At 63.1% G+C, this 24,365-nt stretch carries 26 protein-coding genes, 3 tRNA genes and 1 pseudogene; 16 read left to right on the top strand and 14 right to left on the bottom strand.

The window, feature by feature from the left end; translation table 11 throughout:
* The first annotated feature begins 4 nt into the window (after window positions 1–4).
* Window positions 5–808, top strand: a complete 804-nt coding sequence (locus ACZ1G8_RS10655; RefSeq protein WP_472679379.1) for a hypothetical protein — start codon at window positions 5–7, stop codon at window positions 806–808.
* A 54-nt stretch (window positions 809–862) separates the two neighbouring features.
* Here the strand turns inward: ACZ1G8_RS10655 and ACZ1G8_RS10650 are convergent, their stop codons facing one another.
* Window positions 863–1,879, bottom strand: coding sequence for a polyprenyl synthetase family protein (locus ACZ1G8_RS10650; protein ID WP_472679378.1), 1,017 nt, complete (start codon window positions 1,877–1,879; stop codon window positions 863–865).
* Window positions 1,880–1,946: 67 nt separating this feature from the next.
* Between ACZ1G8_RS10650 and ACZ1G8_RS10645 the strand changes: the two genes are divergently transcribed.
* Complete coding sequence (locus ACZ1G8_RS10645; RefSeq protein WP_472679377.1) at window positions 1,947–2,258, top strand: chorismate mutase; 312 nt, start codon at window positions 1,947–1,949, stop codon at window positions 2,256–2,258.
* On the opposite strand, the pseudogene ACZ1G8_RS10640 reads toward ACZ1G8_RS10645, so the two are convergent.
* The 4 genes and pseudogenes from ACZ1G8_RS10640 to ACZ1G8_RS10625 form a co-directional block, all read right to left on the bottom strand.
* Window positions 2,255–3,761 (bottom strand): annotated as a pseudogene (locus tag ACZ1G8_RS10640) (sensor histidine kinase). The gene ACZ1G8_RS10645 and the pseudogene ACZ1G8_RS10640 overlap by 4 nt on opposite strands.
* Complete coding sequence (locus tag ACZ1G8_RS10635) at window positions 3,709–4,389, bottom strand: response regulator transcription factor (RefSeq protein WP_221428849.1); 681 nt, start codon at window positions 4,387–4,389, stop codon at window positions 3,709–3,711. Before ACZ1G8_RS10635 ends, ACZ1G8_RS10640 begins: the two are co-directional and overlap by 53 nt.
* An 85-nt stretch (window positions 4,390–4,474) precedes the next feature.
* Window positions 4,475–4,792, bottom strand: a complete 318-nt coding sequence (locus tag ACZ1G8_RS10630) for a PepSY domain-containing protein (RefSeq protein WP_472679376.1) — start codon at window positions 4,790–4,792, stop codon at window positions 4,475–4,477.
* Window positions 4,793–4,854: 62 nt separating this feature from the next.
* Window positions 4,855–5,571: an SIMPL domain-containing protein gene (locus tag ACZ1G8_RS10625; protein WP_472679375.1), complete on the bottom strand. Its 717-nt coding sequence runs from the start codon at window positions 5,569–5,571 to the stop codon at window positions 4,855–4,857.
* A gap of 136 nt (window positions 5,572–5,707) precedes the next feature.
* Between ACZ1G8_RS10625 and ACZ1G8_RS10620 the strand changes: the two genes are divergently transcribed.
* Genes ACZ1G8_RS10620 through ACZ1G8_RS10610 form a run of 3 tightly spaced genes read left to right on the top strand, consistent with a single transcriptional unit; the run spans window position 5,708 to window position 9,693 of the window.
* Complete coding sequence (locus ACZ1G8_RS10620; protein WP_472679374.1) at window positions 5,708–7,273, top strand: amidohydrolase family protein; 1,566 nt, start codon at window positions 5,708–5,710, stop codon at window positions 7,271–7,273.
* Window positions 7,274–7,315: 42 nt separating this feature from the next.
* A complete protein-coding gene (locus tag ACZ1G8_RS10615) occupies window positions 7,316–9,121 on the top strand; it encodes an ABC-F family ATP-binding cassette domain-containing protein (protein WP_472679373.1) in 1,806 nt (601 codons plus the stop codon).
* The gene (locus tag ACZ1G8_RS10610) at window positions 9,118–9,693 is read left to right on the top strand and encodes a uracil-DNA glycosylase family protein (protein WP_472679372.1); all 576 of its coding nucleotides are present in this window, start codon (window positions 9,118–9,120) and stop codon (window positions 9,691–9,693) included. The genes ACZ1G8_RS10615 and ACZ1G8_RS10610 overlap by 4 nt, the downstream gene beginning before the upstream one ends.
* 102 nt (window positions 9,694–9,795) lie before the next feature.
* Here ACZ1G8_RS10610 and ACZ1G8_RS10605 read toward each other — a convergent pair whose 3' ends face one another.
* Complete coding sequence (locus ACZ1G8_RS10605; protein ID WP_472679371.1) at window positions 9,796–10,269, bottom strand: DUF6456 domain-containing protein; 474 nt, start codon at window positions 10,267–10,269, stop codon at window positions 9,796–9,798.
* A gap of 99 nt (window positions 10,270–10,368) precedes the next feature.
* On the opposite strand from ACZ1G8_RS10605, the gene ACZ1G8_RS10600 reads away from it, so the two are divergent.
* Complete coding sequence (locus ACZ1G8_RS10600) at window positions 10,369–10,941, top strand: helix-turn-helix transcriptional regulator (protein ID WP_472679370.1); 573 nt, start codon at window positions 10,369–10,371, stop codon at window positions 10,939–10,941.
* Window positions 10,942–10,960: 19 nt separating this feature from the next.
* On the opposite strand, the gene secF is transcribed toward ACZ1G8_RS10600, so the two are convergent.
* Genes secF through yajC form a run of 3 tightly spaced genes read right to left on the bottom strand, consistent with a single transcriptional unit; the run spans window position 10,961 to window position 13,912 of the window.
* Entirely contained in the window at window positions 10,961–11,938 is a 978-nt protein-coding gene (secF, locus tag ACZ1G8_RS10595; protein ID WP_472679369.1) for a protein translocase subunit SecF, read from the bottom strand.
* 12 nt (window positions 11,939–11,950) lie between these two features.
* A complete protein-coding gene (gene secD, locus ACZ1G8_RS10590) occupies window positions 11,951–13,546 on the bottom strand; it encodes a protein translocase subunit SecD (RefSeq protein WP_472679368.1) in 1,596 nt (531 codons plus the stop codon).
* Window positions 13,547–13,585: 39 nt separating this feature from the next.
* On the bottom strand, window positions 13,586–13,912 hold the full coding sequence (gene yajC, locus ACZ1G8_RS10585; RefSeq protein WP_221553348.1) for a preprotein translocase subunit YajC: 327 nt from the start codon (window positions 13,910–13,912) through the stop codon (window positions 13,586–13,588).
* A 202-nt stretch (window positions 13,913–14,114) separates the two neighbouring features.
* Between yajC and ACZ1G8_RS10580 the strand changes: the two genes are divergently transcribed.
* Window positions 14,115–14,191 (top strand) — tRNA-Pro (locus ACZ1G8_RS10580).
* A 54-nt stretch (window positions 14,192–14,245) separates the two neighbouring features.
* On the opposite strand, the gene ACZ1G8_RS10575 is transcribed toward ACZ1G8_RS10580, so the two are convergent.
* The gene (locus ACZ1G8_RS10575) at window positions 14,246–14,671 is read right to left on the bottom strand and encodes a hypothetical protein (RefSeq protein ID WP_472679367.1); all 426 of its coding nucleotides are present in this window, start codon (window positions 14,669–14,671) and stop codon (window positions 14,246–14,248) included.
* Between the two features lie 157 nt (window positions 14,672–14,828).
* Between ACZ1G8_RS10575 and ACZ1G8_RS10570 the strand changes: the two genes are divergently transcribed.
* The 5 genes from ACZ1G8_RS10570 to accC all read left to right on the top strand — a co-directional run bounded on the left by ACZ1G8_RS10570 (window position 14,829) and on the right by accC (window position 19,029).
* Complete coding sequence (locus ACZ1G8_RS10570) at window positions 14,829–15,242, top strand: holin family protein (RefSeq protein ID WP_472679366.1); 414 nt, start codon at window positions 14,829–14,831, stop codon at window positions 15,240–15,242.
* Window positions 15,243–15,330: 88 nt separating this feature from the next.
* Entirely contained in the window at window positions 15,331–16,578 is a 1,248-nt protein-coding gene (locus tag ACZ1G8_RS10565; RefSeq protein ID WP_472679365.1) for a hypothetical protein, read from the top strand.
* A gap of 94 nt (window positions 16,579–16,672) precedes the next feature.
* Window positions 16,673–17,107: a type II 3-dehydroquinate dehydratase gene (locus tag ACZ1G8_RS10560; RefSeq protein ID WP_472679364.1), complete on the top strand. Its 435-nt coding sequence runs from the start codon at window positions 16,673–16,675 to the stop codon at window positions 17,105–17,107.
* Window positions 17,108–17,181: 74 nt separating this feature from the next.
* Window positions 17,182–17,676, top strand: a complete 495-nt coding sequence (gene accB / locus ACZ1G8_RS10555; RefSeq protein ID WP_244921013.1) for an acetyl-CoA carboxylase biotin carboxyl carrier protein — start codon at window positions 17,182–17,184, stop codon at window positions 17,674–17,676.
* 3 nt (window positions 17,677–17,679) lie between these two features.
* Window positions 17,680–19,029: an acetyl-CoA carboxylase biotin carboxylase subunit gene (accC, locus tag ACZ1G8_RS10550; RefSeq protein WP_472679363.1), complete on the top strand. Its 1,350-nt coding sequence runs from the start codon at window positions 17,680–17,682 to the stop codon at window positions 19,027–19,029.
* A gap of 126 nt (window positions 19,030–19,155) precedes the next feature.
* Here the strand turns inward: accC and ACZ1G8_RS10545 are convergent, their stop codons facing one another.
* The 4 genes from ACZ1G8_RS10545 to ACZ1G8_RS10530 form a co-directional block, all read right to left on the bottom strand.
* A complete protein-coding gene (locus ACZ1G8_RS10545; protein ID WP_472679362.1) occupies window positions 19,156–19,443 on the bottom strand; it encodes a hypothetical protein in 288 nt (95 codons plus the stop codon).
* Window positions 19,444–19,517: 74 nt separating this feature from the next.
* Window positions 19,518–19,943 (bottom strand): GFA family protein, encoded by a 426-nt coding sequence (locus ACZ1G8_RS10540; RefSeq protein ID WP_472679361.1) that lies wholly within the window; start codon window positions 19,941–19,943, stop codon window positions 19,518–19,520.
* Between the two features lie 38 nt (window positions 19,944–19,981).
* Window positions 19,982–20,341, bottom strand: a complete 360-nt coding sequence (locus ACZ1G8_RS10535) for a hypothetical protein (RefSeq protein ID WP_472679360.1) — start codon at window positions 20,339–20,341, stop codon at window positions 19,982–19,984.
* Window positions 20,338–20,799: an Lrp/AsnC family transcriptional regulator gene (locus ACZ1G8_RS10530; protein WP_221428868.1), complete on the bottom strand. Its 462-nt coding sequence runs from the start codon at window positions 20,797–20,799 to the stop codon at window positions 20,338–20,340. The genes ACZ1G8_RS10535 and ACZ1G8_RS10530 overlap by 4 nt, the downstream gene beginning before the upstream one ends.
* A gap of 254 nt (window positions 20,800–21,053) precedes the next feature.
* Here ACZ1G8_RS10530 and ACZ1G8_RS10525 point away from each other — a divergent pair, with 254 nt between their 5' ends.
* The 4 genes from ACZ1G8_RS10525 to ACZ1G8_RS10510 all read left to right on the top strand — a co-directional run bounded on the left by ACZ1G8_RS10525 (window position 21,054) and on the right by ACZ1G8_RS10510 (window position 24,347).
* A complete protein-coding gene (locus ACZ1G8_RS10525) occupies window positions 21,054–22,724 on the top strand; it encodes a sensor histidine kinase (protein ID WP_472679359.1) in 1,671 nt (556 codons plus the stop codon).
* 74 nt (window positions 22,725–22,798) lie between these two features.
* Window positions 22,799–22,875, top strand: a tRNA-Ile gene (locus tag ACZ1G8_RS10520).
* Between the two features lie 32 nt (window positions 22,876–22,907).
* A tRNA-Pro gene (locus ACZ1G8_RS10515) sits at window positions 22,908–22,984 on the top strand.
* Window positions 22,985–23,060: 76 nt separating this feature from the next.
* Window positions 23,061–24,347, top strand: a complete 1,287-nt coding sequence (locus tag ACZ1G8_RS10510; protein ID WP_472679358.1) for an MATE family efflux transporter — start codon at window positions 23,061–23,063, stop codon at window positions 24,345–24,347.
* The last annotated feature ends 18 nt before the right edge of the window (window positions 24,348–24,365 follow it).

Genomic DNA, 24,365 nt, shown 5'->3' with positions numbered 1-24,365 from the left:
GTTTATGAAAAAGATGATGACCGCACTGGCCGCCGTTACGATGGCCATGGGCATGAGCGCCTGCAGCGAAACCGCCGAAACCGAGGCAGTTGCCGAAGCTGGCGGCCTCGCCGGCACCTGGAAGGTCAATCTCGATACTGCAGAGTTCGAGAACGACACACGCAATTTCACGCTGGCAGACGGACAGTTCCAGTGTGACAGCTGCACCCCGCCCTATGGCTATGCCGCAGACGGCGAATGGCAGACGGTCGATCGTCCCGGAGTCGACGGTCAGAAGATCGAAATCGTCGACGAAAACACCGTCCGCTTCAGCAGTCGGCTGGGCGACAAGGAAATGGGCGGCGCAGTATGGACCGTGAGCGAGGACGGCCAGTCGGCAACCGCCGAATGGACAAACTTGGACGGCGACACACCTGTCACAGGTACCACGATGTTCACGCGCACCTCGGCGGGCGCCGATGGCTCGCATGCCGTCTCTGGCGAATGGGCAGTTAGCGATGTCGCCGACATAACCGAAGAAGGGCTCGCCTTCACCTACGCGATCGATGGCGAGACGCTGACGAGCAGCGACAATGGCGGTAGCTGGACTGCCACCATTGGCGGCGAACCGGTCGCTATCGAAGGCAGCGAGTCCAACGTGATGGTCGCGGTCGAAAGGCTCGGCGAGAATTCCATCCGTGAAACCTATTCGCGCGACGGTGAGACGCTTTCGAGCACCGACATCACCATCGACGGCGACACCATGTCCGGCGTTTCGACGGACGCGCGCGACGGCAGCGTGGTACGCTGGACCGCAACGCGTCAGTAATATCTTCGGATCGGATTGGCCCGGCCTGCCCCGTGCAGGTCGGGCCTTTCTGCGTCAGTAGCCGCGCGAAACCGCGAAGAGCGCGGCCTGGGTCATGGCGCGGCGCGCCTTGCCATCGGGGAAGATCGACAGCGCATCGATGGCGCGCTGTGCGAAATGGCGCGCACGGGCCTTGGTATCGGCGACGGCATTGTGCCGTTCAATGAGCATGATCGCCTCGTCTAGGTCGTCATCCGAAGTCCGGAAGCCGGCGATTGCAGCTTTCCAGAATTCGCGCTCCTGCTCGTCTCCACGTGCGTAGGCGAGGATGACGGGAAGCGTCATCTTGCCTTCGCGGAAATCGTCGCCGCGGTCCTTGCCCATGGCGGCGGCATCGGAATCGTAATCGAGGGCATCGTCGACGAGCTGGAAGGCTACGCCGAGGTTGCGACCGTATTCGTCGAGCGCCTGCTCTTCCTCGTCGCTGCATTCGGCAACAACCGCAGCGATGCGGCTTGCTGCGGCGAACAGCGCCGCGGTCTTGGCGCGGATGATATGGAGGTAGCGCTCCTCGCTTGTGTCGATCTTGCGCTGGGCGGTGAGCTGGTCGACCTCGCCCTCGGCGATGATCGCGCTCGCGCCGGACAGGATCTTGAGGACCTTGAGGCTGCCGTCCTCGGTCATCAGCTCGAAGCTGCGGCTGAAGAGGAAGTCGCCGACAAGGACCGTCGCCGGATTGCCGAAGATGATGTTAGCGGCCGCCTTGCCACGCCGAAGATCGCTGCCGTCGACCACGTCGTCATGCAGTAGGGTAGCGGTGTGAATGAATTCGACCGCAGCGGCAAGCTTGTGGTGGCGGGTGCCGCTGTATCCGACCAGCTCTGCACCCGCGAGCGTGAGCATGGGGCGCAGGCGTTTGCCTCCCCCGGAAATCAGGTGTCCTGCGAGTGCGGGGATGAGCGGAACCTCGCTCTGCATCCGATCGAGGATGACCTGGTTTACCTGGTTCATGCCCGCGGCAGTCAGTTCGAGCATGGGCTCGATCGAGGCCTCGGGGCCCTTGCGCGGCAGGGGTACGATTTCGGCAGTCATTGCAGCTTGGCCATGTCCTGCCTAAGCTTTCTTGGCAAGGGAGCTTTTGCCGCTAATCTGACAATCCATGACGCAGGACGCGCAACAATCCGCTGGCGAAGACCCCACACTGGCAGGTTTTCGCAAGAGCATCGACAATATCGATGCCGCACTCGTGCACATGCTGGCCGAACGGTTTCGCATCACGCAGGCGGTAGGTGCCTACAAGGCAAAGGTCACCTTGCCCCCAGCCGATCCCGCTCGCGAGGCGGCCCAGATCGCTCGCTTGCGCAGGCTGGCAGAGGAAAGTGAGCTTGATCCCGAGTTCAGCGAGAAGTTCTTGCGCTTCATCATCGACGAGGTGATCCGCCACCACGAACAGGCGCGCAGCGAGACCTAGCTTTCAGCAGCCGTGCCTGCGCGGGGCAGCTTGAGGTAGACCATGAGGCCGCCCAGGTCCTCGGATTCTCCGAGTTCGACAGTGCCCCCGTAAATCTCTGCCACGTCGCGAACGATCGCCAGGCCTAGACCCGTGCCCGGCTTGCCCGTGTCGAGGCGAGCGCCGCGGTCGAAGATCTCGGTCGCGTTCGGCATCGGGAATACCGATGCCGTCATCCTCGACCCAGATCGTGCAGTGGTCGATGTCGATCGGATCGGCGTCGACTGTCACGAAGACGCTGCCACCACCGTATTTTGCCGCGTTCTCGATCAGGTTGCCGAGGATTTCGTCGAGGTCCTGCCGTTCGATCGCCACGGCCGCACTGCGATTGCCGTCGAGATCGAAACGCGTGTTCTCATAAATCCGGGTGACCGCCCGCAGCACGCTCTCCGCACTCGACCAGACATCCGCCCGGGCATGGCCGCTGGCCCGCCGCCCAACTGCGCGCGCCCGTGCGAGGTGGTGCTCCACATGGCGCTGCATAGTCTTGGTCTCGCGGCACACGAGGTCCGAAAGCTTGGGATCGTGCGCGGTCGCAGCATTGGTGAGCACGGTCAGCGGGGTCTTCAGCGCATGCGCCAGATTGCCGGCATGGGTTCGCGCTTCCTCAGCCTGTTTCTCGCTGTGCGCGAGCAGTGCGTTGATTTCATCTACCAGCGGTTCGACTTCGAGGGGCAGCGGTTCTTCGATCCGGTTCGCGCCCTCCGATCGCATCGACTGGATCGCCGCGCGCACGCGCCGGAGCGGCTGGAGTCCGTAATAGCTTTGCAGCACCGCCATGATCAGGAGGCCAAGGCCAAGGACGGCGAAGCTCCAGATCAGGATCGAACGAATGCGGGCGATCTGGAAATCGAGCTCTTCGCGCGCCGAAGCGACAGTGAAGGTCCATCTCGTGTCACTGTCGGGCAGGATGATATTGCGCTCGACCACGCGCAGCGGTTCGTCCGCGAACTGCTCGCTGTCGTAGAAGTGGGGCTCGTCGTCGATGTGACTGCCATCGACCTCGAGCGTGCGGTCCCACAGGCTGCGGCTGGGATAGGGTTCGCGCCCCGGCCCGCTGATCTGCCAGTAGACGCCGCTGTTCACTTCGAGAAAGCGCTGGTCGCCGAGCGAACGATAGAAGCGCACATCGCCCCAGTCGTCGACCTCTGCGGAGGCGATCAGGGCGTTGAGGACGTACTCGAGCTGGTCGTCGAAGTTCGTCTGAACTTGCCGGGCGAGCGCGCGATCGAGTGCGAAGCCGCCACCCACGAGCAGCACGGCGATCCACACCGCCGCGATCACCATCATCCGCGAGGCAAGGCTGCGGCGCTGCTCGGGCCGGTGGCCCAGCGTTACGGGATCGGACGCGGGCACAGCGCCTTCGCCGGTGGGAGAACCCTCCGCCGGACGCGCTTCGCCCGCTACATCCTCAGGATGCGCGGGGTGCGTCGGCGGGGTCGTCGAGGCTGTAACCGAGTCCACGGATGGTCGTGATCACTTCTGCACCCAGCTTCTTGCGGATGCGGGTAACGAAGACTTCGATCGTGTTCGAATCGCGGTCGAAGTCCTGGTCGTAAATGTGTTCGATGAGTTCGGTGCGGCTGACCACCTTGCCCTTGTGGTGCATGAGGTAGCTGAGCAGCTTGTATTCCTGCGCGGTCAGCTTGACCGGCTCGCCCTTCAGCGTGACGCGGCCCGAGCGCGTGTCGAGACGCACGTCGCCAGCCGTAAGCTCGCTCGAGGTGTTGCCCGAAGCGCGGCGGATAAGCGCGCGCAGGCGGGCGATCAGTTCTTCGGTCTGAAAGGGTTTTGCGAGGTAATCGTCTGCACCTGCATCGAGGCCGGCAACCTTGTCCGACCAGCTGTCACGCGCAGTGAGCACGAGGACAGGGAACTTGCGCCCCTCCTTGCGCCACATTCCGAGCACGGTGAGACCGTCGATCTCCGGCAGGCCAAGGTCGAGAATTACAGCGTCATAGTCTTCGGTCGAGCCGAGGAAGTGGCCGTCCTCGCCATCGGTCGACAGGTCGACGGCGTAGCCGTTCTGCTCGAGCGTGCTCTTCAGCTGCTGGCCGAGTGTCGGCTCGTCTTCGACGATAAGGATTCTCATGAATTTCCGTCCTCGCTAATATTCTTGCGCGTCTCGTTCATGTACATGAACGCGTCAAGGTGCGCGAGGTTTCTAATGGCGGAAATCAGCGGCTTCGGCGCAGGATGCGGCCGGTGCGAGCATCGACATCGACGTAAAGAACTCGGCCGTCGCGAATAAATTTCAGGCGATAGGCCATGGCGGTACGGTCATAGTCGAAGCCGAGATATTCGGCGCCGCGCATGGAGGGCAGCACCCGGTTCTCGATCTCGCGCGAGGTCAGGATATTGCCCGCACGCATCTCCTTACGCGCCTCGCCCTGGTCGGAGCGACGCTGCGCTTCGGCCGGTGCAGCACCAATAGTCGCGGCAATCGGCCCGGCGACGAGGCCGAAGGCGAGCAGTGATGCGAGAACCTGTTTCATAGTGGCAGTGTTACTACGCAGAGAGCATTGAACAAGGTGTGAATACCGGGGTTGTCACCCGTTCAGCGAACCATCTCGTATTTCACCGTTATGTTAACCGCAGTACTGACCAGCCCGGGCTGAACCGGGGCCGCCTCTTCGGCCAGATCCATGGTCGCGACATTGCGCATCTGCGGCATCGGGCCGCCGCGCCCAGTGATCGTCTCGTTTACCTCAAGGAGCCTCAGCTCCGAATACCCGGCAAGTTGCGCATATTCGAGCGCCTGCGTACGCCCGCGCTCCATCGCACGAGCGCGCGCGGTGGCCTTGGCCTGGCTATCGTCTTCGAGGCTGAAGCGCGGCCCGTCCAGATTAGTCGCACCGGCCACCACAAGCGCGTCGAGGATTTGGCCAGTTTCGTCGACCTCGCGCAGTTTCACGCTGACCCTGTTGCTCGCCTGGTAGCCGCGGAAAATCTGCCGCTGGGCACGCTGGTCATAATCATAGCGGGCATTGAGGTTGATGCCGGTGGTCTGGATATCGCGCTCGGCAACTCCCAGCGCCTTCAGACGGTCGATTACCTTGCGCATCTCGACGGAGTTCAGCCGCAGCGCCTCGACGGCGGTCGGCGCTTCGCTCGTCACGCCTGCCCCGACGGTCACGAGATCGGGATCGGCTTCGATCTGCTCGACCACGGTCAGTTCGACGACCGGTCCGGAGGACTCGATCACGACTTCCGCCGCGTGGGCCGGCATCGCAACAAGCGTCGCTGCGAATGCGGTTCCGATCAGGTGTCTCATGATGTCTACTCCTTTGAAATTCCGGCTCATCATCCTTGTTGGAGCTTTACGCCTTGCTGAACTGGTCGGTTCCACTGGCGACTTCACTTTCCCGGCGAGGCGAGATACGCCCCTGCGCAAGAGGGGAACTGTCTCGATGAAACTTCTGAAATTCGCGCTCGCAGCACTGGCCAGTCTCGGGTTAACGTCGGCCACCGCCCAGACGATGGAACCGGTGCCGGATCGCGCTACGGGCGAAGGTGAAGGCCCCTACGAGACGCTGATCATTTCCGGCGCGACGATGATCGAAGGATCGGGCGCCCCACCGATGGGTCCCGTCGATATCGTGGTCGAGGGCAACCGGATTGCAGCCGTCCACGGCGGCGGTGCGCCAGCCGACGTGCGCGCCCGTGCCGACCGGATCGTCGATGCTAGTGGCATGACCGTGATGCCGGGCTTCGTCGACACACATGGCCACAATGGCGATCCGTCGAAAGCCGCGCAGCCTTCCTATGGCTACAAGCTCTGGCTTGCGCATGGGGTGACCAGTGTGCGCGGTGTCTCCTTCTTCTTTGGCCCCGGCCAGCCCGACCTCACCGATACGCAGCGCAGCAGGAGCAACACCATCACCGCGCCGCGCTTGTTCCCCTATGCTGTGTTCGGCGACAAATGGGGCCGCGACTATCCTGCTACTCCGGCTGCGGCGCGCGAATGGGTACGCTGGGCAAAGGCGCAGGGTTTCTGGGGCATCAAGTTCTTCAATAACCTCAGCCCGGAAATGCTGGCCGCCACACTCGACGAAGCGGAGAAGCAGGGTCTCGGATCGGTCGCCCACCTCGCCCAGCCGGGCGTGCAGCGCGTTAACGCGGCCAAGGCGGTCGAGCTCGGGATGGACGGCATCACCCATTTCTACGGGCATTTCGAAAGCCTGCTCGACGACAATGCGCTGCCGACCTACCCCAAGGGTTACAATTACTACGACGAACAATCGCGCTTCGGCTGGGTCGCGCGCCTTGCCGACCAGGTGGTCGAGCCCGGCAGCGAGGAGTGGGACGCCTATATCGACCATCTGGTCGAGAGCGGGGTAACGCTGAGTCCCACCTTCAATATCTACTCCGCCAGCCGCGACGTGATGGCGGCGAAGAACCGTGACTGGCACGCACGTTTCACGCTGCCGAGCCTCATGGATTTCTACGCGCCCAGCGCCACCAATCACGGCAGCTACTACAAGGACTGGACGACCGAGGACGAGGTCGCCTGGCGCAAGTTCTATCGCTACTGGTTTGACCTGACGAAGGAGTTCCACCGCCGCGGTGGCCGCGTCACCGCAGGCTCGGACCCGGGCTACATCTACCAGACCTGGGGCTTCGCCTATGTCGGCGAACTCGAGATGCTTCGCGAGGCCGGCCTCGAACCGCTCGAGGTGATCCGCGCGGCAACCGTTGCTGGCGCAGAGGAAATTTACCAGGCGCGCGGAGAGACACCTCCGATGGGCACGATCCAGATCGGCAAGCTGGCCGATCTTGTTATCGTTCCGGGCAACCCTCTCGATAATCTCAAGCTGCTCTACGGCACCGGCCACACCAAGCTGAATTACGAGACTGGCGCAATCGAGCAGGTCGGCGGCGTGCGTTGGACCATCAAGGACGGCATCGTTTACGACGCACCCGCACTGCTTGAAAGCGTCGCGGCGATGGTGGCGGAACAGAAGGCCGCACGCTAAGCGCTTGCGAGATGAGTGCGGCGCGACTACCTCGCGCCCCCTATGGCACAGCCCCCCATCCTCAGCCTTGAAGGCATGGCCCTGCAGCAGGGCGGCAAATGGCTGTTCGGCGGGCCCGATCACGAGCCGCTCGACCTGCATATCGGCCCGCGCGACAGGCTTGCGCTGATCGGCCGCAATGGCGTCGGCAAGACCACTCTATTCCGCATGATCGACGGCCAGGTCGAAACCGACGCAGGAATGCGCAAGATCAAGCCGCATGCCAAGATCGTGCTGCTCGAACAGGACCCCGACCTGACCGGCCATGCGACGCTGATGGACTGGGCACTGTCCGGTGATCAAGCCCCGCAGGAACACGAGGTAGAGGCGATCGCAGGCCAGCTCGGCATCGACATGAGCCGCGAGACCAAGGGTGCGAGCGAAGGCGAGAAGCGCCGCGCGGCTATTGCCCGCGCGCTGGCGCAGGAGCCGGACCTCCTGCTGATGGACGAGCCGACCAACCACCTCGACCTCGGTGCGATCGACTGGCTCGAAGGCTGGCTCGAACGCTATCGCGGCGCTTTCGTCGTCATCAGCCACGACAGGACCTTCCTCAAGCGCCTGACCCGCGCGACCATCTGGCTCGATCGCGGCAATCTGCGCCGCAAGGAAGTCGGCTTCGGCGGCTACGAAGCGTGGGAAGAACAGGTCTATGCGGAGGAGGCCCGCGCGGCCGAGAAGCTCGATGCTAAGCTGAAGCTCGAAGCGCACTGGCTCGAACGCGGCGTCACCGCGCGGCGCAAGCGCAACCAGGGCCGTCTCGAGAAGCTGTGGCAGATGCGTGCGCAGCGTGCCTCGATGATTTCCGCTGCCGGCACCGCCAAGCTCAAGCTCGCGACCGAGGAGGAGTTCAAGTCCAAGTCGGTCATCGTCGCGGACAAGATCACCAAGTCATACGGCGATCGCACGATCATCAAGCCCTTCTCGCTGCGTATCCAGCGCGGCGACCGCATCGGTATCGTCGGCGCGAATGGTGCGGGCAAGACGACTCTGCTCAAGATGCTCACCGGCGAGCTCGAACCGGACAGCGGTACGGTCGAGATCGCCAAGACGCTGACCGGCGTGATGATCGACCAGCAGCGCCAGCTCCTCACCGCCGACAAGACCGTACGGCAGGTGCTGGCCGAGGGCGGCGACTGGATCGACGTGCGCGGCAATCGCAAGCACGTGCAGGCCTATCTCAAGGATTTCCTCTTCGACCCGAAGATCGTCGACATGAAGGTCGCCGTGCTTTCGGGCGGCGAGCGTTCGCGCCTGCTTCTGGCCCGCGAGTTCGCCAAGGCCTCAAACCTGCTCGTCCTCGACGAACCGACCAATGACCTCGATCTCGAGACGCTCGACCTGCTGCAGGAAGTCATCGCCGACTACGAAGGCACAGTGCTGATCGTCAGCCATGATCGTGACTTCCTCGACCGGACCGTCACCATAACGCTCGGCCTGGACGGGACGGGCAAGGTCGATGTCGTCGCTGGCGGCTACGAGGACTGGGAGAAGAAGCGCCAGAAGCCCGTCGTGGGAAAGACGAAGAGCGAGAAGGCGGAAGAGAAGCCAGCGCCGCCTCCCCCGCCGCCCAAGCCCACCAAGCTCTCTTACAAGGACCAGCGCGATTACGAGCTGCTGCCCGCCCGGATCGAGGAGCTTGAAGCTGCCATCGCGCGCGGCGAGGAGATCCTGGCCGATCCCGATCTCTACACCTCCGATCCGCAGCGCTTCGCCAATGTCTCGAAGGGCATCGAGAACGCGCGCAGCGAGAAGGACGCGGCCGAGGAACGCTGGCTGATTCTGGCCGAGCAGGTCGAGGCGCTTTGAAGCACGAGCGGCTAGCCGAAGAGATTGCGGGCTGCCAGACCTGCGCCGCTCACCTGCCGCACGGCATCCGCCCCGTCGTCAGCTTCTCCCCCACTGCGCGGCTCCTGATCATCGGACAGGCCCCCGGATCGAAAGTCCATGAAACCGGTATCCCTTGGGACGACAAGAGCGGCGATCGGCTGCGCGAATGGACGGGTCTTTCGAAAGAGCAGATGTACGATCCCTTGCGTGTCGCGCTGGTACCGATGGGTTTCTGCTATCCCGGCAAGGCAAACGGCGGCGACAAGCCACCGCGCCCCGAATGCGCGCCCCTGTGGCACGAACGCGTGCTCGGCATCCTGCCTGAAGACAGACTGACGCTGCTGGTCGGCACTTATGCGCAGGCGCATTACCTGCCGGAGGCGCGCAAGCATTCGATGACCGAGCGGGTCCAGGAATTCCGCAAATTCCTCCCTCGATTCCTGCCACTGCCGCATCCTGCGTGGCGCAGCGCGATCTGGATGAAACAGAACCCCTGGTTCGAGTCTGAAGTGCTGCCCGCGCTGCGCGAGGCGGTTGTAGGACATATCTAGGATAGGCGCCCTTGCGGTCCAACAGGCTGGAACGCTTGGAACACGGTCCTGAGGCAAAATCGGCCGGCCTCACGTAGCGAAGCAATTGGCCAGACAATCCTCTCATCTGATCCGGTAGAAATCGGCCACACGATCGAGCGCCAGCTTGAGCACCAGCTTGCCGCTCCGCGCGGGCCAACCCAAGGCTTTCTCGGCATCCGGCAGGCCCTCGCAGGCACAGGCCACGCGCCACAGGACATCCTTCAGTCCGCTCCCCGCCTCGGCCATGGCGCCATCGAAACGCGCCCTGGCCGCAAGCTGGCGTTCGGATGACGTCAAGCCGTCACCCCCGCCACCATCCACCCGTACCGGATCCCAGCGCATCGTGATCGAAGGGGCTATCTGCGCTCGCTCGTAATCGGCGCGCAGCCGCTCGCCGGCGTCGAATTGCCTGTCGTCGAGATAGCCGCGCGCATGCAACCATGTGAGCGGGCTCTCGGCGATATTCACTGTCACGCTGCGCTTGGTCGCCCTCGCACCTCCGGCGCGTTTCGGCCCGACTTCGGTCAGTTCGCGTTCGACCAGTTCCCTGCACATATCGCTGTCTCCTTGGTGGCTGTGGACAGCGGACTTGCAAACAATCGGTTACTGTAGGAAAGCAAAAACACCGATTTGGTTAGAAGGATTTCAAGAACCGTGATCAACCGCATCCGCGATATCCGCAAGCAGAAAGGCATGACGCTGGCCGATCTTGCCGAGGCCTGCGATCCGCCGACGACGCCGCAGACGGTCGGACGGCTGGAAACGGGGATGCGCAATCTCTCGCTCAAATGGATGGAACGCATCGGCGCGGCGCTGGGCGTCGAACCGGAGATGCTCGTTCGTTCCGAGAACGCGGCGCATCCCCAGGTTGTCGCGACGCTCGGACAGGGCGGCCCCGAAGCGCTTGCCTCCACGCGCGATGCGATCCTTGCCACCGATCTCGGCAGCGAAGGCGCGCTTGTGGTGATGACGATCGACTACCCGCATGGCGAATATCGTCCGGGCGACCAGCTATGGCTGCGGCAGCTCGCACCCGAGGAGGCTGCCCGCGCGGTCAATCGCGATGTACTGGTACCGAAGACCGGAGGCCGCTTTGCGTTCGGCCGGCTGATCGACCGGCAGGGCAATCTCGTCGGCCTGCTCCCGCCGGGACACGGCGAAAAGCAGCAGGTCGTCGACAGCCCTGCCTGGATCGGGGTTGCAGAGATTCTGGTCCGCCGCCTCTAAAGGCAGCGGACACGCATCGTCAGACTTCGCCGCGAAGCTTCTTTTCCTGCTTGTCGGCGATGGACTCTTCCGGAACGAAGCTGTCCGAGGTGACACCCATCCAGATCAGCAGCGGTGCTGCGAGATAGACCGAGGAATAGGTACCGACGAACAGGCCAACCGTGATGGCAGCAGTCAGGCCGAACAGGCTGGTCGGACCGAAGAACAGCAGCGGAAGCAGCGCGACGAGCAGCGTCAGCGAGGTCATCACCGTACGTGCCAGAGTTTCGTTGACCGAGAGGTCAAGCAACTCCGGCAGCTCCATCTTGCGATACTTCTTCAGGTTCTCACGGATACGGTCGTAGACGACGATTGTATCGTTCAGAGAGTAACCGATGATTGCGAGGATGGCCGCGATGATCTGCAGGCTGAATTCCAGCTGGAATAGCGCGAACAGGCCCAATGCCACGGAAACGTCGTGGAACAACGCAAACAATGCGCCCACGCCGAATTGCCATTCGAAGCGGATCCAGATGTAGGCCGCCACGGCCAGCATAGCGTAGATCAATGCCCAGGTCGCATCGCTTCGGAACTCGCCAGAGACCTTTCCGGAGACGTTGTCGTTACCGTCTAGGCGGAAGTCGGGATAGCTGGACTGCAATTCGGCAACAACCGCGTTGGCGGCCTCTTGTGCGGCTTCCTTGTCGGCAGCCACGTCGTCGGGAAGACGAACGCGGATCGAGACCTGGTTGTCTTCGCCGAAGCGCTGCACCACGGGAGAGCCGTAGCCCAGACCCTCGATATCGCTGCGCAGCTGGGCGATCGGCGCTTCCTCGCTCTGGGTGAAGGTCGCACGGACCTCCAGACCGCCGGCGAAATCGACGCCAAAGTTGAGCCCCTTGGTCAGCACCATCGCCCAGCTTCCCGCGATCAGCACGAGGCTGAGGATGAAGAAGGGCACGCGCCACTTGAGGAATTTGATGTTGGTGTCGTCGGGGACGAGCTTGAGAAGTTTCATCGTCCGTCCTCCTTAAATGTTCAGATCCGAAGGCCGCGTCTTGCGCAGCCAGCCTGCCACCCACATGCGCGTCAGCGGCACGGCGGTGAAGACCGAGGTGAAGAGGCCGACCACGAGGACGACCGCGAAGCCCTTCACCGGACCCGAGCCGAAGCTGAACAGCAGCACGCCGGCAATGAAGTTGGTGATGTTCGCATCGTAGATGGCACGGCTTGCTTCCTTGTAGCCGTTCTCGACCGCCGCCATCACGCGGCGCCCGCGTTTTCGCTCCTCCCGGATACGTTCGTTGATCAGCACGTTCGCGTCGACCGCGGCACCGATCGTCAGGACGAAGCCCGCGATACCCGGCAGGGTCAGCGTGAAGTTGAGCAGGCCCATGATGCCGAGAAGCATGGCCACGTTGATGAACAGTGCGAGGGTCGCATAGACGCCGAAGCGGCCATAGGCGGCCATCATGACCAGCATCACGAGCGCAGTACCGATTGCGATCGCGATCAGGCCCTGACGGATCGAGTCCGCACCAAGGTCGGGACCGACCGTGCGTTCCTCGACCACAGCCAGCGGGACCGGCAGGGCGCCCGAACGCAGCTGGATGGCGAGGTTGTTGGCGCTTTCGACAGTGAAGCTGCCCGAGATCTGCGACTGTCCGTTGACGATCGGCTCGAGCATGCGCGGCGCGCTGATCACTTCATCGTCGAGGATGATGGCGAACTGGCGGCCGGTGTAGTTCGTCGTCATGACGCGGAAGCGCGTGCCGCCTTCGGGATTGAAGGCGATCGAGACGACCGGTTCGTTGGTCTGCGCATCGAAGTTCTGCTGCGCGCTGGTCAGCGTATCGCCGCTGATGCCGCCGAGGCGGTCGACCACGAGGCCGGTGCCCGGAATCCCTTCACCTTCGGCCCAGGGAACGACTTCGCCGCCCGAGACGAAGCCGCGCTCGACTTCCTCCACGGTGGCTGCGCGCTGGACCAGCTTGAATTCGAGTTGCGCGGTCCGGCCGAGCAGCTCCTTGAGCTGTTCGGGATCCTGGAGGCCGGGCACCTGCACCACGATGCGGTCATCGCCCTGGCGCAGGATGGTCGGCTCGCGCGTGCCGAGACCGTCGATACGGATACCGACGGTGCGCAGTGCGCCTTCCATCGCCTCGTTGAGGGCGGTCGAAAGGCCGTTCGCGGTCTGGGTCAGCACGAAGCGCTGGCCGTCGACGACCTGCAGGTCCCATTCGCGGACCGGGCCGCTGCCGTTCATAAGGTCTTCGATGGCAGCGCGCGCACGATCAACGTCGCCGGCATCGTCGAGCAGGAAGCTCAGCTGGCCGTCGTCGGTCGAGACGTCGCCGATGCGGATACGCGGCTCGGCACGGCGCAGGGCGTTGCGGACACCCTCTTCCATGTTTTCGAGACGTGTCGCCGCGACGAAGTCGGGGTCGGCCTCGAGCAGGATGTGGCTACCGCCGGCGATATCGAGGCCGAGATTGACCGTCGGCTCGGGCAGCTCGGAGGGCCAGGCGTTGTTGGTCAGCGAAAAGATCGAAGGCAGTGCCGCAAGCGCGCAGATCAGCGCGACGCCCCACAGCATTACCTTCTTCCATGTCGGAAATTCGAGCATTGTGGCCTGGTGTCCCCTACCCTGTCGCCTATCGGCGGATCAGTCGTTCGCCGGCTTGGCGGACTTGGCGTTCAGCACTTCGCCGATGGTGTTCTTGACCGCGCGCACTTTCATGCCCTTGGCGAGTTCGAGTTCGACGAACTGCTCTTCGACCTTGGTGATCTTGCCCACAAGACCGCCAGCGGTCACGACCTCGTCACCGCGCTGAAGGCCGGCAACCTTTTCCTGGTGCGCCTTCTGCTGACGGAGCTGCGGGCGGATCATGAGGAACCAGAACACGGCGAAAATCGCGACCCACGGAAGGATCTGCAGCCAGATGGGAGGCTGGGCTGCGGCGGTGCCGGAAGCGGCGAGAAGCGTGATCATGGAAGGTTCGGTCTCTTGTTACAGCTAGCGTTCTTGAAAGCGAGGTGGGTCATGCATGGGCGTGCTTCAAGAGCCGCCACGGCACCCTCCCTCACTTTGGTGGCGGGCGGTTAGCAGCAAACCCGAAAAGTCGCAACGAAATGAGGCGAGAGATGCTTGCCATGTTTCCAGACCCTGCCTATAGGGCCGCTTCCACTGGCTTCGGGACGTAGCGCAGTCTGGTAGCGCACCATACTGGGGGTGTGGGGGTCGCTGGTTCGAATCCAGTCGTCCCGACCAGTGGTTTTCCATCCGATATGTTAAAATGCACCCCGCATGCGGGACGCCGCGGCCTCAGCCGGGGCTCATCGAGTTGTCGCCGCCGCTCGCTGCAGCCAAAGCGGCCGCGAAGACGCCGATGACAAGGCCCACGGCGGTCGAGGTACCGATGCCGCCGCCCGAGCTACCCGGAACGAAGTAGGCCGGCGCGATACAGCCATTGTCTTCCGACCACTCGAGCCAGTCGTCCCAGGTATAGAGATCGCCGTCAGTGACCGCGCGATAGGTCTTGCCGGAGAAACGCCAGGATTCAGGCGAATTGCCCGCATCGATCCACTCGCGCCATTCCTCGTCGTAGCGGTCGCAGTCCCAGTCTTCGGGAGCTTCGAGCGCGCCTGCGCTGTCAGAGGCGATCGGCGCCGAATCGGCCTGCGCAAACGCACCGTTCGCCGCAAGCGATGCTGCGGCGGCAAAAAGTGCAATCGGTAGGATTCTGCGCATTGCGAGGGTTACCCGAGGTTTCACCTTGGCCCTGTTTCTTACACGCAAAACATGAATTTTCAATGTGCGCGCGGCGAAACGCTAACCGCTGATTAACTGCGATCTTTCCTACTCGAACCTCTCCGGGGAGAATGCGGGCCATCAGGAGGACAATCCCATGCCGCTCGTCGAATCCCTCATCGGTCCCATCGCCTCGATCATCGACAAGATCATTCCCGACAAGGAAGCCCGCGCGAAAGCCAAGCTCGAACTGCTCGCACTGGAAGGCTCGCACGAGCTGAAGGCCATAGAAGCGCGCCTCTCGGCGATCGTCGCAGAGGCAAACTCGAAGGACCCATGGACCAGCCGCGCGCGGCCCAGCTTCCTCTATGTGATGTACGCGATCATGCTCTTCGCCCTGCCCATGGGCGTGCTCGGCGCTTTTACCCCGCAAGCGGCCGAGGCGATCGGCAGCGGTATCACCGCCTACCTGCGCGGCCTGCCCGAAGAACTCTACGCCCTCTTCGGCACCGGTTATCTCGGCTACACCGCGGCGCGGCAATGGGGTAAGGTCAAGGGGGTCGAACGATAGCGACAATCGGCGGCTACAATTGCCTTGTATTGAATACCCTGTAAGCTGTCCGATGGGCGCGAGAAGCATTTGAGCTTCAGGGGGATGAATGGATTTTCGCGCATGGCAACGAGCTGCGGCTCCGGGTCTGATTTTTTCCGGTTCGGCAATCGGCGTATCCCACCTCGTTCAATCGACCCGCGCAGGCGCGATGTTCGGGTTGGCGCTGATCTTCGTTATCGTCCTCATCAATACCCTCAAATATCCGGCCTTCCGGTTCGGCATGGATTACGCTCACGCAACCCGAAGGACGATCATCGGTGGTTATCGGGAACTGGGCTCTTGGGCCGTACCGCTTTATGCGCTCTCCTCGTTGACGATTGCGCCGATAGGTCTCGCGGCCGTTACGGTCACAACAGCAGCGATATTGGCTGCCCTCACCGGTGTTCAGCTTCCCATCCTCGCCTTGGCCGCATCGGCAATCGCCGCAACCATACTGCTTCTGCTTGTCGGCGGTTTCGGTTGGCTTGATGGCCTCAACAAGATCTTGATCGCCTTTCTGACGGTCGCGACCATCACCGCTGCAGCACTGGCTCTGCCGCGCGTCGATTGGCAGAGCATGGCAAATGTCGAATGGAGCCTTGATCCGATGGCGCTGCTCTTCGTTGTCGCCCTCGCAGGGTTCATGCCAAGCCCTATTGGTCAATCGGTGCAAGTCTCTCTCTGGACCCTCAAGGCGCAGGAGAATGAAGCGGAGGGCGAACGGATGTCGATGGGAGAAATGCGCAAAGGTTTTTTCGCCGCCTACATGCTTACCGGCATCCTTGCTGTTTGCTTCTGCGTAATGGGGGCAGGCGTGATGCACTCGGGAGGGGTCGCGCCAGAAAGCGGAGCGGCCGATCTCGCATCACAGATAATTGGCCTTTACCGAGAGACACTGGGCACAATCCCTGCTTATCTTGCAGCAATAGCGGCCCTTTGTGTGATGGCGACGACGATGATCGCCTCATTCGACGGTGCAGCACGCGGGTTTGGCGCAGTTTACGAAGAGTATCGCGGCAACTCAGGAGGCCGCGCGAGCGAAAGTGGGTACGCGTTCTTCCTCATAGCCCTGGCGGCTTTGTGCTTGTTCATCCTTGCGTTGATGATGGAAAGCTTCAGTGTTTTCATCGATCTCGTCACGTCGATCTATTTTGTGGTCGGTCCAGTCATCGCGCTGCTCAACCATCTCGTCATTACGCGTTGCGACATGCCCGAAGAGCATCGACCGAACGCTTACATCCGGCTGCTTAGCGTGACGGGAATCGTCGTCATGTCCGGAATGGCCGCAATGTACTTCGCGCTAAAGGCAGCATGAAAACGGGAGAGCGGGAGCGGGAGCGCGTCCGCTTTCGGGCCGGTAGAAGACACACCGCTTCTCAGCCACGCCAACTGCCGCTAACGCTGCTCGCATGACCGAGACCGTCTTCGTCCTCAACGGCCCAAACCTCAACCTGCTCGGCACGCGCGAGCCGGAAATCTATGGCTCGGACACGCTCGCCGATATCAAGGCGGCGCTGCGCGGTAAGGCCGAGCAGCTCGGTCTTGCGATCGAGTTCCGCCAGACCAACCACGAAGGCGAGCTGGTCGACTGGCTGCACGAGGCACAGCGCGAGGGCGCCAAGGCGGTATTGCTGAACGCCGCGGCCTATACCCACACCTCCATCGCCCTGCTCGATGCGATCAAGGCAATCAACGTGCCGGTTATCGAGGTGCACCTCTCGGACCCCACCAAACGCGAGGCTTTCCGCCATACTTCCTTTGTCGGAATGGCAGCTGTGGATTGCGTGCAGGGCCTCGGCCCGCATAGCTATTCCGTAGCGTTGGAGAAGGCTGCCTCTCTGTAAAAGGCAGCCCTTGCCCCTTGTCTTGCACGTCTAGCCGGAGCATAGGCGGGCGCAACAATTATCAAGGGATACCCATGGCCGAACGTAAAGGCAGCGCCGGCAAATCCGGCATGAACGTCGACACCTCTCTCGTGCGGGAACTGGCCGAGATGCTGGGCGACACCGGGCTCACCGAAATCGAAGTCGAGGATGGCGACCGCAAGATCCGCGTATCGCGCGGCGGCGGCGTGGCTGTTGCAGCCGCACCTGCGCCCATGGCGGCACCTGCAGCAGCAGCCCCTGCACCGGCAGCGGCAGCGCCTGCGGCCGAAGCGGCACCTGCCGAGGCCGACACGGCCGGTGCGATCAAGTCGCCCATGGTCGGCACGTGCTATCTCGCTCCCGAACCGGGCGCAGCCGACTTCATCAAGGTCGGCGACACCGTGAAGGAAGGCCAGACCCTCCTCATCGTCGAGGCCATGAAAGTCATGAACCCGATCGCTGCCGACAAGTCGGGTACGGTCAAGTCGATCCTGGTCGAGAACGCCCAGCCGGTCGAGTTCGACCAGCCGCTCGTCGTCATCGGGTAAGCCATGACGATTTCGCGTATCCTTATCGCCAACCGCGGCGAAATCGCGCTGCGTATCCACCGCGCGGCGCATGAAATGGGCATCGAGACGGTCGCGGTACACTCTACCGCCGACGCCGATGCGATGCATGTCCGCCTTGCCGACCAGGCCGTGTGCATCGGCCCGCCCGCGGCGGCCGACAGCTATCTCAACATCGCCAACATCATTTCGGCAGCGGAAGTCAGCCATGCTGACGCGATCCACCCGGGCTACGGCTTCCTTTCGGAGAACGCCAAGTTCGCAGAGATCGTCGAGGCGCACGACATCAAGTGGATCGGCCCCAAGCCCGAACACATCCGCACGATGGGCGACAAGGTCGAGGCCAAGCGTACCGCGGGCAAGCTCGGCCTGCCGCTGGTCCCAGGCAGCGACGGCGCTGTCTCCGAGGTCTCCGAAGCACGCAAGATCGCCGACGAGATCGGCTATCCCGTGATCATCAAGGCCGCATCGGGCGGCGGTGGCCGCGGCATGAAGGTCTGTGAGAGCGAGGACCAGCTCGAAACGCTGATGCAGCAGGCCGGCAGCGAGGCGAAAGCCGCTTTCGGTGACGCCACGGTCTATATCGAGAAGTACCTCGGCAATCCGCGCCACATCGAATTCCAGGTCTTTGGCGACGGCAACGGCAACGCGATCCACTTGGGCGAGCGTGACTGTTCGCTCCAGCGCCGCCACCAAAAGGTGCTCGAAGAAGCGCCCTCGCCTGTCATCAGCCACGAAGAACGCATGCACATGGGCGAAATCTGCTCCAAGGCGATGCGCGACATGGGCTATCGCGGCGCTGGCACGATCGAGTTCCTGTGGGAGAACGGCGAGTTCTACTTCATCGAGATGAACACCCGCCTGCAGGTCGAGCACCCCGTGACCGAGGCAATCACCGGCGTCGACCTCGTGCGCGAACAGATCCGTATCGCCGCCGGCAAGCCGCTTTCGGTCCGCCAGGAAGAGCTGGAGTTCAACGGCCACGCGATCGAGTGTCGCATCAACGCGGAAGACCCGTTCACCTTCGCGCCCTCGCCCGGTGAAGTGACCTATTATCACCCGGCTGGCGGCATGCATGTGCGCGTCGATAGCGGGCTCTACGCCGGCTACCGTATCCCGCCTTATTACGACAGCATGATCGCCAAGCTGATCGTTTACGGCCGCAACCGCGAAGGCTGCATGATGCGCCTCAAGCGCGCGCTGGAGGAAATGGTGGTCGAAGGCGTGAAGACCTCGATCCCGCTCCACCAGGCTTTGCTCGAACAGGACGACGTGAAGAGCGGCGACTATTCGATCAAGTGGCTCGAAGAGTGGCTCAAGGAACGCGAGGACTAAGGTCCGGCGGCCAGGCCTTTCGGGCTAGCTTACAACCGTGAAAACAAACATCGGCAGGCCGCAGGGCGGCGCTGCCGATGTTTTTTTGTGACCTTGGTCCTCACCCGGGGGCGCGGACCGATACCGTTATTCGAAGTACTGGCAATAGGTCGCGCCGTACTGCGCCTCGTCCAGGCCGGCGGCTTTCGCCTCTTCCTCCGACGCGTAGCGATTGCCGTCTTCGTCGCAGATGACGATGGTGTCTTCGGTCGGTGCCTCGCTCGTGGCAGCTTCGGCTTCGCTTGCCGGATCGACCTCGGTACCGCTTTCGGTTGCCGCTTCGGCTTCGACTTCCGCAACCTCGTCGGGCGCGCCGCAGGCTCCTGTGAGCAGCAATACGGTGCCTGCTGCAGCAGCGGTGATCAGCTTCTTCATGGGGGCTCCTCTCTCTTGCCTCGTAATTCGGTAGCACGAGCAACGGTAGCGGTCCAAATCGCCGGGATCTGACCTCAGTCGAAGGTGAAGCCGGCTGCCTTGGCCTCAGCGATGATCTCTTCGCCGGTGAGCCGTGGGTGATCGCCCTGGATGCGGCTCCAGTCGGCGGCCTCGTCGACGAAAATCTCTTTCTCGATGTCCAGCCGGGCCGCCTCGTCGAACAGGCCGGCAGAGAAACTGCGGTTGCCGGTGGGCAGGAAGCGGAACCACAGATTGCTGCCGCATTTCGAGCAGAAGCCACGCTCGGCCCAGTCGCTCGATCGATAGACCGTCGCGTTGTCCTCGCCGGTGATCGCAACATCATCGCCCTCGAGCGCGGTGTAGAACGCACCCGACCAGCGGCGGCACATATCGCATTGGCAGATTTCGATATGCTGCTTGGCGTCGGTCAGCTCGATGATGATCGCCCCGCAAAGGCAATGGCCAGACATTTTCGGCATAGAATGCCCTCCTGTCACGCGGCCTGATCGAATGCGGGTCAGACCTGCGGCGTGTTCTCTATGCAGACCCGCGCCTGTTCGATGATCTGCTCGGTCGAGGAAGCGCTGCGAAGTTCGTCGCGCCGCGTTTCCAGCTCGGCAAAGGCTTCGGCTTCGCTCAGCCCGTTGGGGATGGCGTAGCTGTTGAGATAGGTCATGCTGGAAACCAGCGCGCGCGACTGCATCTCGGGATCCGCAGCCACGAAGCCCTCGGTCACGAGATACGTATAGGCGCTGATCGCGGCCGCGCAGGCCATCGGGTCTGCTTGCTCGCCAGTCGCTTCGCCGGTTCCACCGCATGCCGCGAGGAACCCGGCGGCAAGCGCCGCAAACGCGACCCTGCCGCCAGTGTTGCTCAAAGCGGGACGCCCGGGTCGTTCTTGCTCGTGCGAATCGTCAGCGAAGTCTTCACGCTGGCCACATTGGGCGCAGGCGTGAGCTTGCTCGTCAGGAATTCCTGGAAGCTCTGCAGGTCGCGGCTGACGATCTTGATAATGAAGTCGATCTCGCCGTTGAGCATGTGCACTTCGCGCACTTCCGGCAGCTCGCGCATCGCATCTTCAAATTCGCGCAGCGCGTCCTCGGCCTGGCTCTTCAGGCTGACCATGGCAAAAACGGTGATCGAGAAGCCAAGCTTCGACGGATCGAGCTCAGCATGATAGCCGCGAATCACCCCGTCTTCTTCCAGCGCGCGCACGCGGCGCAGGCACGGGGGAGCGGTCAGGCCGACGCGATGGGCCAGCTCGACGTTCGTAATTCTGCCCTCGTCCTGGAGTTCGGCGAGCAGCCGACGATCGATATCGTCGAGATTGGCCATCGTTCTGTCTTCCTCAAAAACAAGCGCAATCGCGCGAACTGCCTCCGGCGATTGCTGGCGCACATGAAATGTTGAAAAGGCGCAACCAACCGATTGGCTAACATTATTATCTTTGCCAGCAATTGTCCCACATTGCAACGCATGACAACGGGGCGATGGTCAACCAGCACTTAACTATGTCCATTGTCCAAGGGTGAATGTGCCTCTGGCATGCATAAACCTGCGAATTTCCGCCCGAAAAGGACGATATTGGAATGCACTTCGACGACCGCCTCGCCACGGTGCTGCGCATCCGCGCAGCCAGCGAGCGTGCCGCGAAGACACAATTCCGGCAGCTTATCGACCTTCTGGGCGAGCGTCCGCAGGCCGGCGACAAGGCGCTGAAGGCCGCCGCATACCTGCGCCTGATTGCCCTCGGCGAGATGATTTCCGTCGCCGAGCGAGCGCGAATCGTCGGCGAAAGCGGCTGGCGTTTCCGCAATCCAGAACTGGTGAAATGGTTCGGCGAGGCGCATCCGCAGATCGCTGCCGCCGCGCTTTATCGGGCGCAGCTTACCGCAGTCGAATGGGCGGAGCTCATTCCGCAGCTGCCGATCCGTGCCCGCGGCTTCCTGCGCCACCGCAAGGACCTGCCCGCAGAGGCCGAGCGCGTGCTCGACCGGCTTGGCGTATCTGACCGCGCGCTGCCCGAGCCCGAGCCGCTCGAGCTGATGGACGAACTGGCGCCGCCCGAAGAGGACGAGGCACCTGCGCCAACGCCCGCCCCAACAGAAGAAGAGCCCGCACCACGTCCGGCCCCCGGCAAGGAAGACGTTCGCGCGCTGGTCGACCGTATCGAGAGCTTCCGCAAGGCGCGCACCGGCGAAAAGGACACCGCCGATGCGCCGCGCCTGCCGATGGGCGAAGAAGAGCGCCCCCCGCCGCCGCTCGATCACTTCTTCTTCGGCGCCGATTCCGCAGGCCGCGTCGACTGGGCGGAAAAGAGCATCGCGCCGATGATCCTTGGCACCGACCTCACCTCGCTTGGCTCACAGTCAGTCGAGCAGGCGATCACGCGCCGCCAGCCGATGAGCGGACTGCGCCTCTCCCTGCGCGGTGCCGAGCGGATCGAGGGCGACTGGATCGTCGATGCCGCGCCGCGCTTCACTCGCGGCGACGGACGTTTCTTCGGCTATGTCGGCCGCTTCCGCCGCGCAGTCTCCGACGTTTTCGACCGCCGCGAAGCCGAGGCGGACCGCCTACGCCAGCTGCTCCACGAGCTGCGCACACCGGTCAATGCAATGCAAGGCTATGCCGAGATCATCCAGCAGCAGATGATCGGACCTGTCCCGCATGAATACCGCTCGCTCGCGGCGACCATCGCGGGCGATTCGGCGCATATCCTTGCAGGCTTCGACGAACTCGACCGCCTCGCGAAGCTCGAAGTCGGCGCGCTCGAACTGGAAGATGGCGAGGCCGATTTCGCCGCCATCGCACGCCGACAGGTGATGCAGCTCCAGACCGTGCTGAGCCCGCGGGTTGCACGTTTCGATGCCTCGCTTGGCGAAGGCCGCGCACCGCTCGCACTCGCCCAGTCCGAAGCCGAAATGCTCTGCTGGCGCCTGCTTGCCACTCTCGCCGGGGCAACGGGCGCTGGCGAGACGGTCAAGCTGCACCTCGACACGGCAGCCGAGCAGATCGAGCTCGCAGCCGAACTGCCCGCGGCCCTGCGCGAAGCAGAGAATGTCTTTGCAGTGGAGACACGCCCTTCCGGCAGCACTGTCAGCGCAGGGATCTTCGGTGCGGGCTTCTCGCTCCGGCTTGCCCGCGCAGAAGCACGCGTTGCTGGCGGCGATCTCACCCGGATCGGCGACCGGCTGGTGCTCTCACTCCCGCTCCTCACCTTGCAGGACAGCCTTCCCAGCCCGGAAAACGCATCGGGTTGAGCATGACCCGCTTCTCGCCGCTTGCCCTCTCGCACTGGCGGCGCTAGGCGGCGGGTTCGCCGGACGGATGGCGGGGGCCCGTAGCTCAGTTGGTTAGAGCTGGCCGCTCATAACGGCTAGGTCGCGGGTTCGAGTCCTGCCGGGCCTACCAATCCGCGGGTCCGGTAAATGTCGACGTCGTGTCGGGGAGTGGCGCAGCCTGGTAGCGCACTTGTTTTGGGTACAAGGGGTCGCTGGTTCGAATCCAGTCTCCCCGACCACGTCGACGATATTGCAGGAGAGCGAGATCTGACCGCAGCCGCCTCCACAACCCCTTCGAAGCCCATCGATAACCGCGTGATCTGGGCGATCGCGCTTCCCGCGATGGTGACCAATGTCGCCACGGCCCTGATCGGGATCGGCGACATGTGGATCGTGGGCCGGCTGGGCGATGCACCGACACAAGGCGCGGTCGATATCGGCGCGCGACTGTTTGCCGTCCTCTTCACGGTGATGAATTTCCTCAAGACCGGGACCACCGGGCTGGTCGCACAGGAAGGCACGCGGTCGGGTAAGGAGGCACAAGCGGCAGTATTGTTGCGGGGACTGCTCGTAGGCCTCGCGATCGCGGCGATCCTCCTGCTCGCGAAACCGCTGCTGCTGCCTTTCCTGCTGGATGCCCTGGGCGCAGAGGACGAAGTCCGTTCGGCCGCCGTGGTCTACGCGGACATCCGCTATTGGAGCGCGCCTGCGGTCATGGCGAATTTCGCCGCCATAGGTTTCCTCGTCGGCCAACGGCGCATGAAGACCGTGCTGGTACTCGAAGTCGCCTATAATCTGCTCAACGTCGGGCTGGGTCTCTGGCTTACGCTCGGCCTCGATTGGGGCATCGCCGGCATCGGCTGGTCGAGCTTTATCGCTGAATACGCGAAGCTCGTTGCCGTCGCCGTGCTGCTACTTGGCGGGGCGAGCGGTGCGACGATCCTGAAGCGCACACGCGAGGGCGGTATCGCGCGCCTTTCCGAACTGCGCCCCTTCCTTTCGGTCAATCGCGACCTCTTCCTACGCACGGTGGTCCTGATGATCGCGCTGGCCGGGCTCACGCGCCTCTCGGCCGAGCGCGGCGCGGTCGTGCTGGCGGCGAACGGCATCATCTACCAGCTCTTCGTTTTCACGGCGCTGCTGCTCGACGGGTTCGAGAATGCAGCGCAGGTCCTCAATGGCGAGCGTGCCGGTGCAAGGGACCGCGCAGGGTTTTCCGCATATGTCCGTGCAATCATGCTGCGCGGCATGGGAGCGGCAGCCCTCGTCGCAGTAGCCTTTGCCATATTGGCCGATCCGATCCTCGCCAGTTTTGCAGCGACCCCTGCTGTCCGCGAGGCCGCGCAGGCGCTGGGTGTCTGGCTGATCGTCATCCCCTTTGCAGGGGTTGCCGGTTTCGTGCTCGACGGTGTCTTCGTCGGCGCGAGCTGGACGCGCGCATTGCTGCTGACGATGGTCGGCGCCTTTGCAATCTACGCCCTGTGTCTCTGGCTAAGCTGGCCTCTGGGGAGCCACGGCTTGTGGCTGTCCTTTACGGCATTCCTGGTTGCGAGGGCAGCACTCCAGATGGCTTTCATGCCACGCCTCGTGGCGCGCATCTAGGCGACTCTATGCTGTAGC

The organism is Qipengyuania sp. BR81-2, assembly GCF_055693895.1.
The sequence above is the reverse complement of the archived record's forward strand: the minus strand, read 5'-3'. Positions and strand labels throughout refer to the sequence as shown.

Bases quoted from the DNA above. Each gene is read 5' to 3' on its own strand.
- ACZ1G8_RS10655 (WP_472679379.1), top strand. From the start codon at position 5: ATGAAAAAGATGATGACCGCACTGGCCGCCGTTACGATGGCCATGGGC.
- ACZ1G8_RS10650 (WP_472679378.1), bottom strand. From the start codon at position 1,879: ATGACTGCCGAAATCGTACCCCTGCCGCGCAAGGGCCCCGAGGCCTCG.
- ACZ1G8_RS10645 (WP_472679377.1), top strand. From the start codon at position 1,947: ATGACGCAGGACGCGCAACAATCCGCTGGCGAAGACCCCACACTGGCA.
- ACZ1G8_RS10635 (WP_221428849.1), bottom strand. From the start codon at position 4,389: ATGAGAATCCTTATCGTCGAAGACGAGCCGACACTCGGCCAGCAGCTG.
- ACZ1G8_RS10630 (WP_472679376.1), bottom strand. From the start codon at position 4,792: ATGAAACAGGTTCTCGCATCACTGCTCGCCTTCGGCCTCGTCGCCGGG.
- ACZ1G8_RS10625 (WP_472679375.1), bottom strand. From the start codon at position 5,571: ATGAGACACCTGATCGGAACCGCATTCGCAGCGACGCTTGTTGCGATG.
- ACZ1G8_RS10620 (WP_472679374.1), top strand. From the start codon at position 5,708: ATGAAACTTCTGAAATTCGCGCTCGCAGCACTGGCCAGTCTCGGGTTA.
- ACZ1G8_RS10615 (WP_472679373.1), top strand. From the start codon at position 7,316: ATGGCACAGCCCCCCATCCTCAGCCTTGAAGGCATGGCCCTGCAGCAG.
- ACZ1G8_RS10605 (WP_472679371.1), bottom strand. From the start codon at position 10,269: ATGTGCAGGGAACTGGTCGAACGCGAACTGACCGAAGTCGGGCCGAAA.
- secF (WP_472679369.1), bottom strand. From the start codon at position 11,938: ATGAAACTTCTCAAGCTCGTCCCCGACGACACCAACATCAAATTCCTC.
- secD (WP_472679368.1), bottom strand. From the start codon at position 13,546: ATGCTCGAATTTCCGACATGGAAGAAGGTAATGCTGTGGGGCGTCGCG.
- yajC (WP_221553348.1), bottom strand. From the start codon at position 13,912: ATGATCACGCTTCTCGCCGCTTCCGGCACCGCCGCAGCCCAGCCTCCC.
- ACZ1G8_RS10575 (WP_472679367.1), bottom strand. From the start codon at position 14,671: ATGCGCAGAATCCTACCGATTGCACTTTTTGCCGCCGCAGCATCGCTT.
- ACZ1G8_RS10570 (WP_472679366.1), top strand. From the start codon at position 14,829: ATGCCGCTCGTCGAATCCCTCATCGGTCCCATCGCCTCGATCATCGAC.
- ACZ1G8_RS10565 (WP_472679365.1), top strand. From the start codon at position 15,331: ATGGATTTTCGCGCATGGCAACGAGCTGCGGCTCCGGGTCTGATTTTT.
- ACZ1G8_RS10560 (WP_472679364.1), top strand. From the start codon at position 16,673: ATGACCGAGACCGTCTTCGTCCTCAACGGCCCAAACCTCAACCTGCTC.
- accB (WP_244921013.1), top strand. From the start codon at position 17,182: ATGGCCGAACGTAAAGGCAGCGCCGGCAAATCCGGCATGAACGTCGAC.
- accC (WP_472679363.1), top strand. From the start codon at position 17,680: ATGACGATTTCGCGTATCCTTATCGCCAACCGCGGCGAAATCGCGCTG.
- ACZ1G8_RS10545 (WP_472679362.1), bottom strand. From the start codon at position 19,443: ATGAAGAAGCTGATCACCGCTGCTGCAGCAGGCACCGTATTGCTGCTC.
- ACZ1G8_RS10540 (WP_472679361.1), bottom strand. From the start codon at position 19,943: ATGCCGAAAATGTCTGGCCATTGCCTTTGCGGGGCGATCATCATCGAG.
- ACZ1G8_RS10530 (WP_221428868.1), bottom strand. From the start codon at position 20,799: ATGGCCAATCTCGACGATATCGATCGTCGGCTGCTCGCCGAACTCCAG.
- ACZ1G8_RS10525 (WP_472679359.1), top strand. From the start codon at position 21,054: ATGCACTTCGACGACCGCCTCGCCACGGTGCTGCGCATCCGCGCAGCC.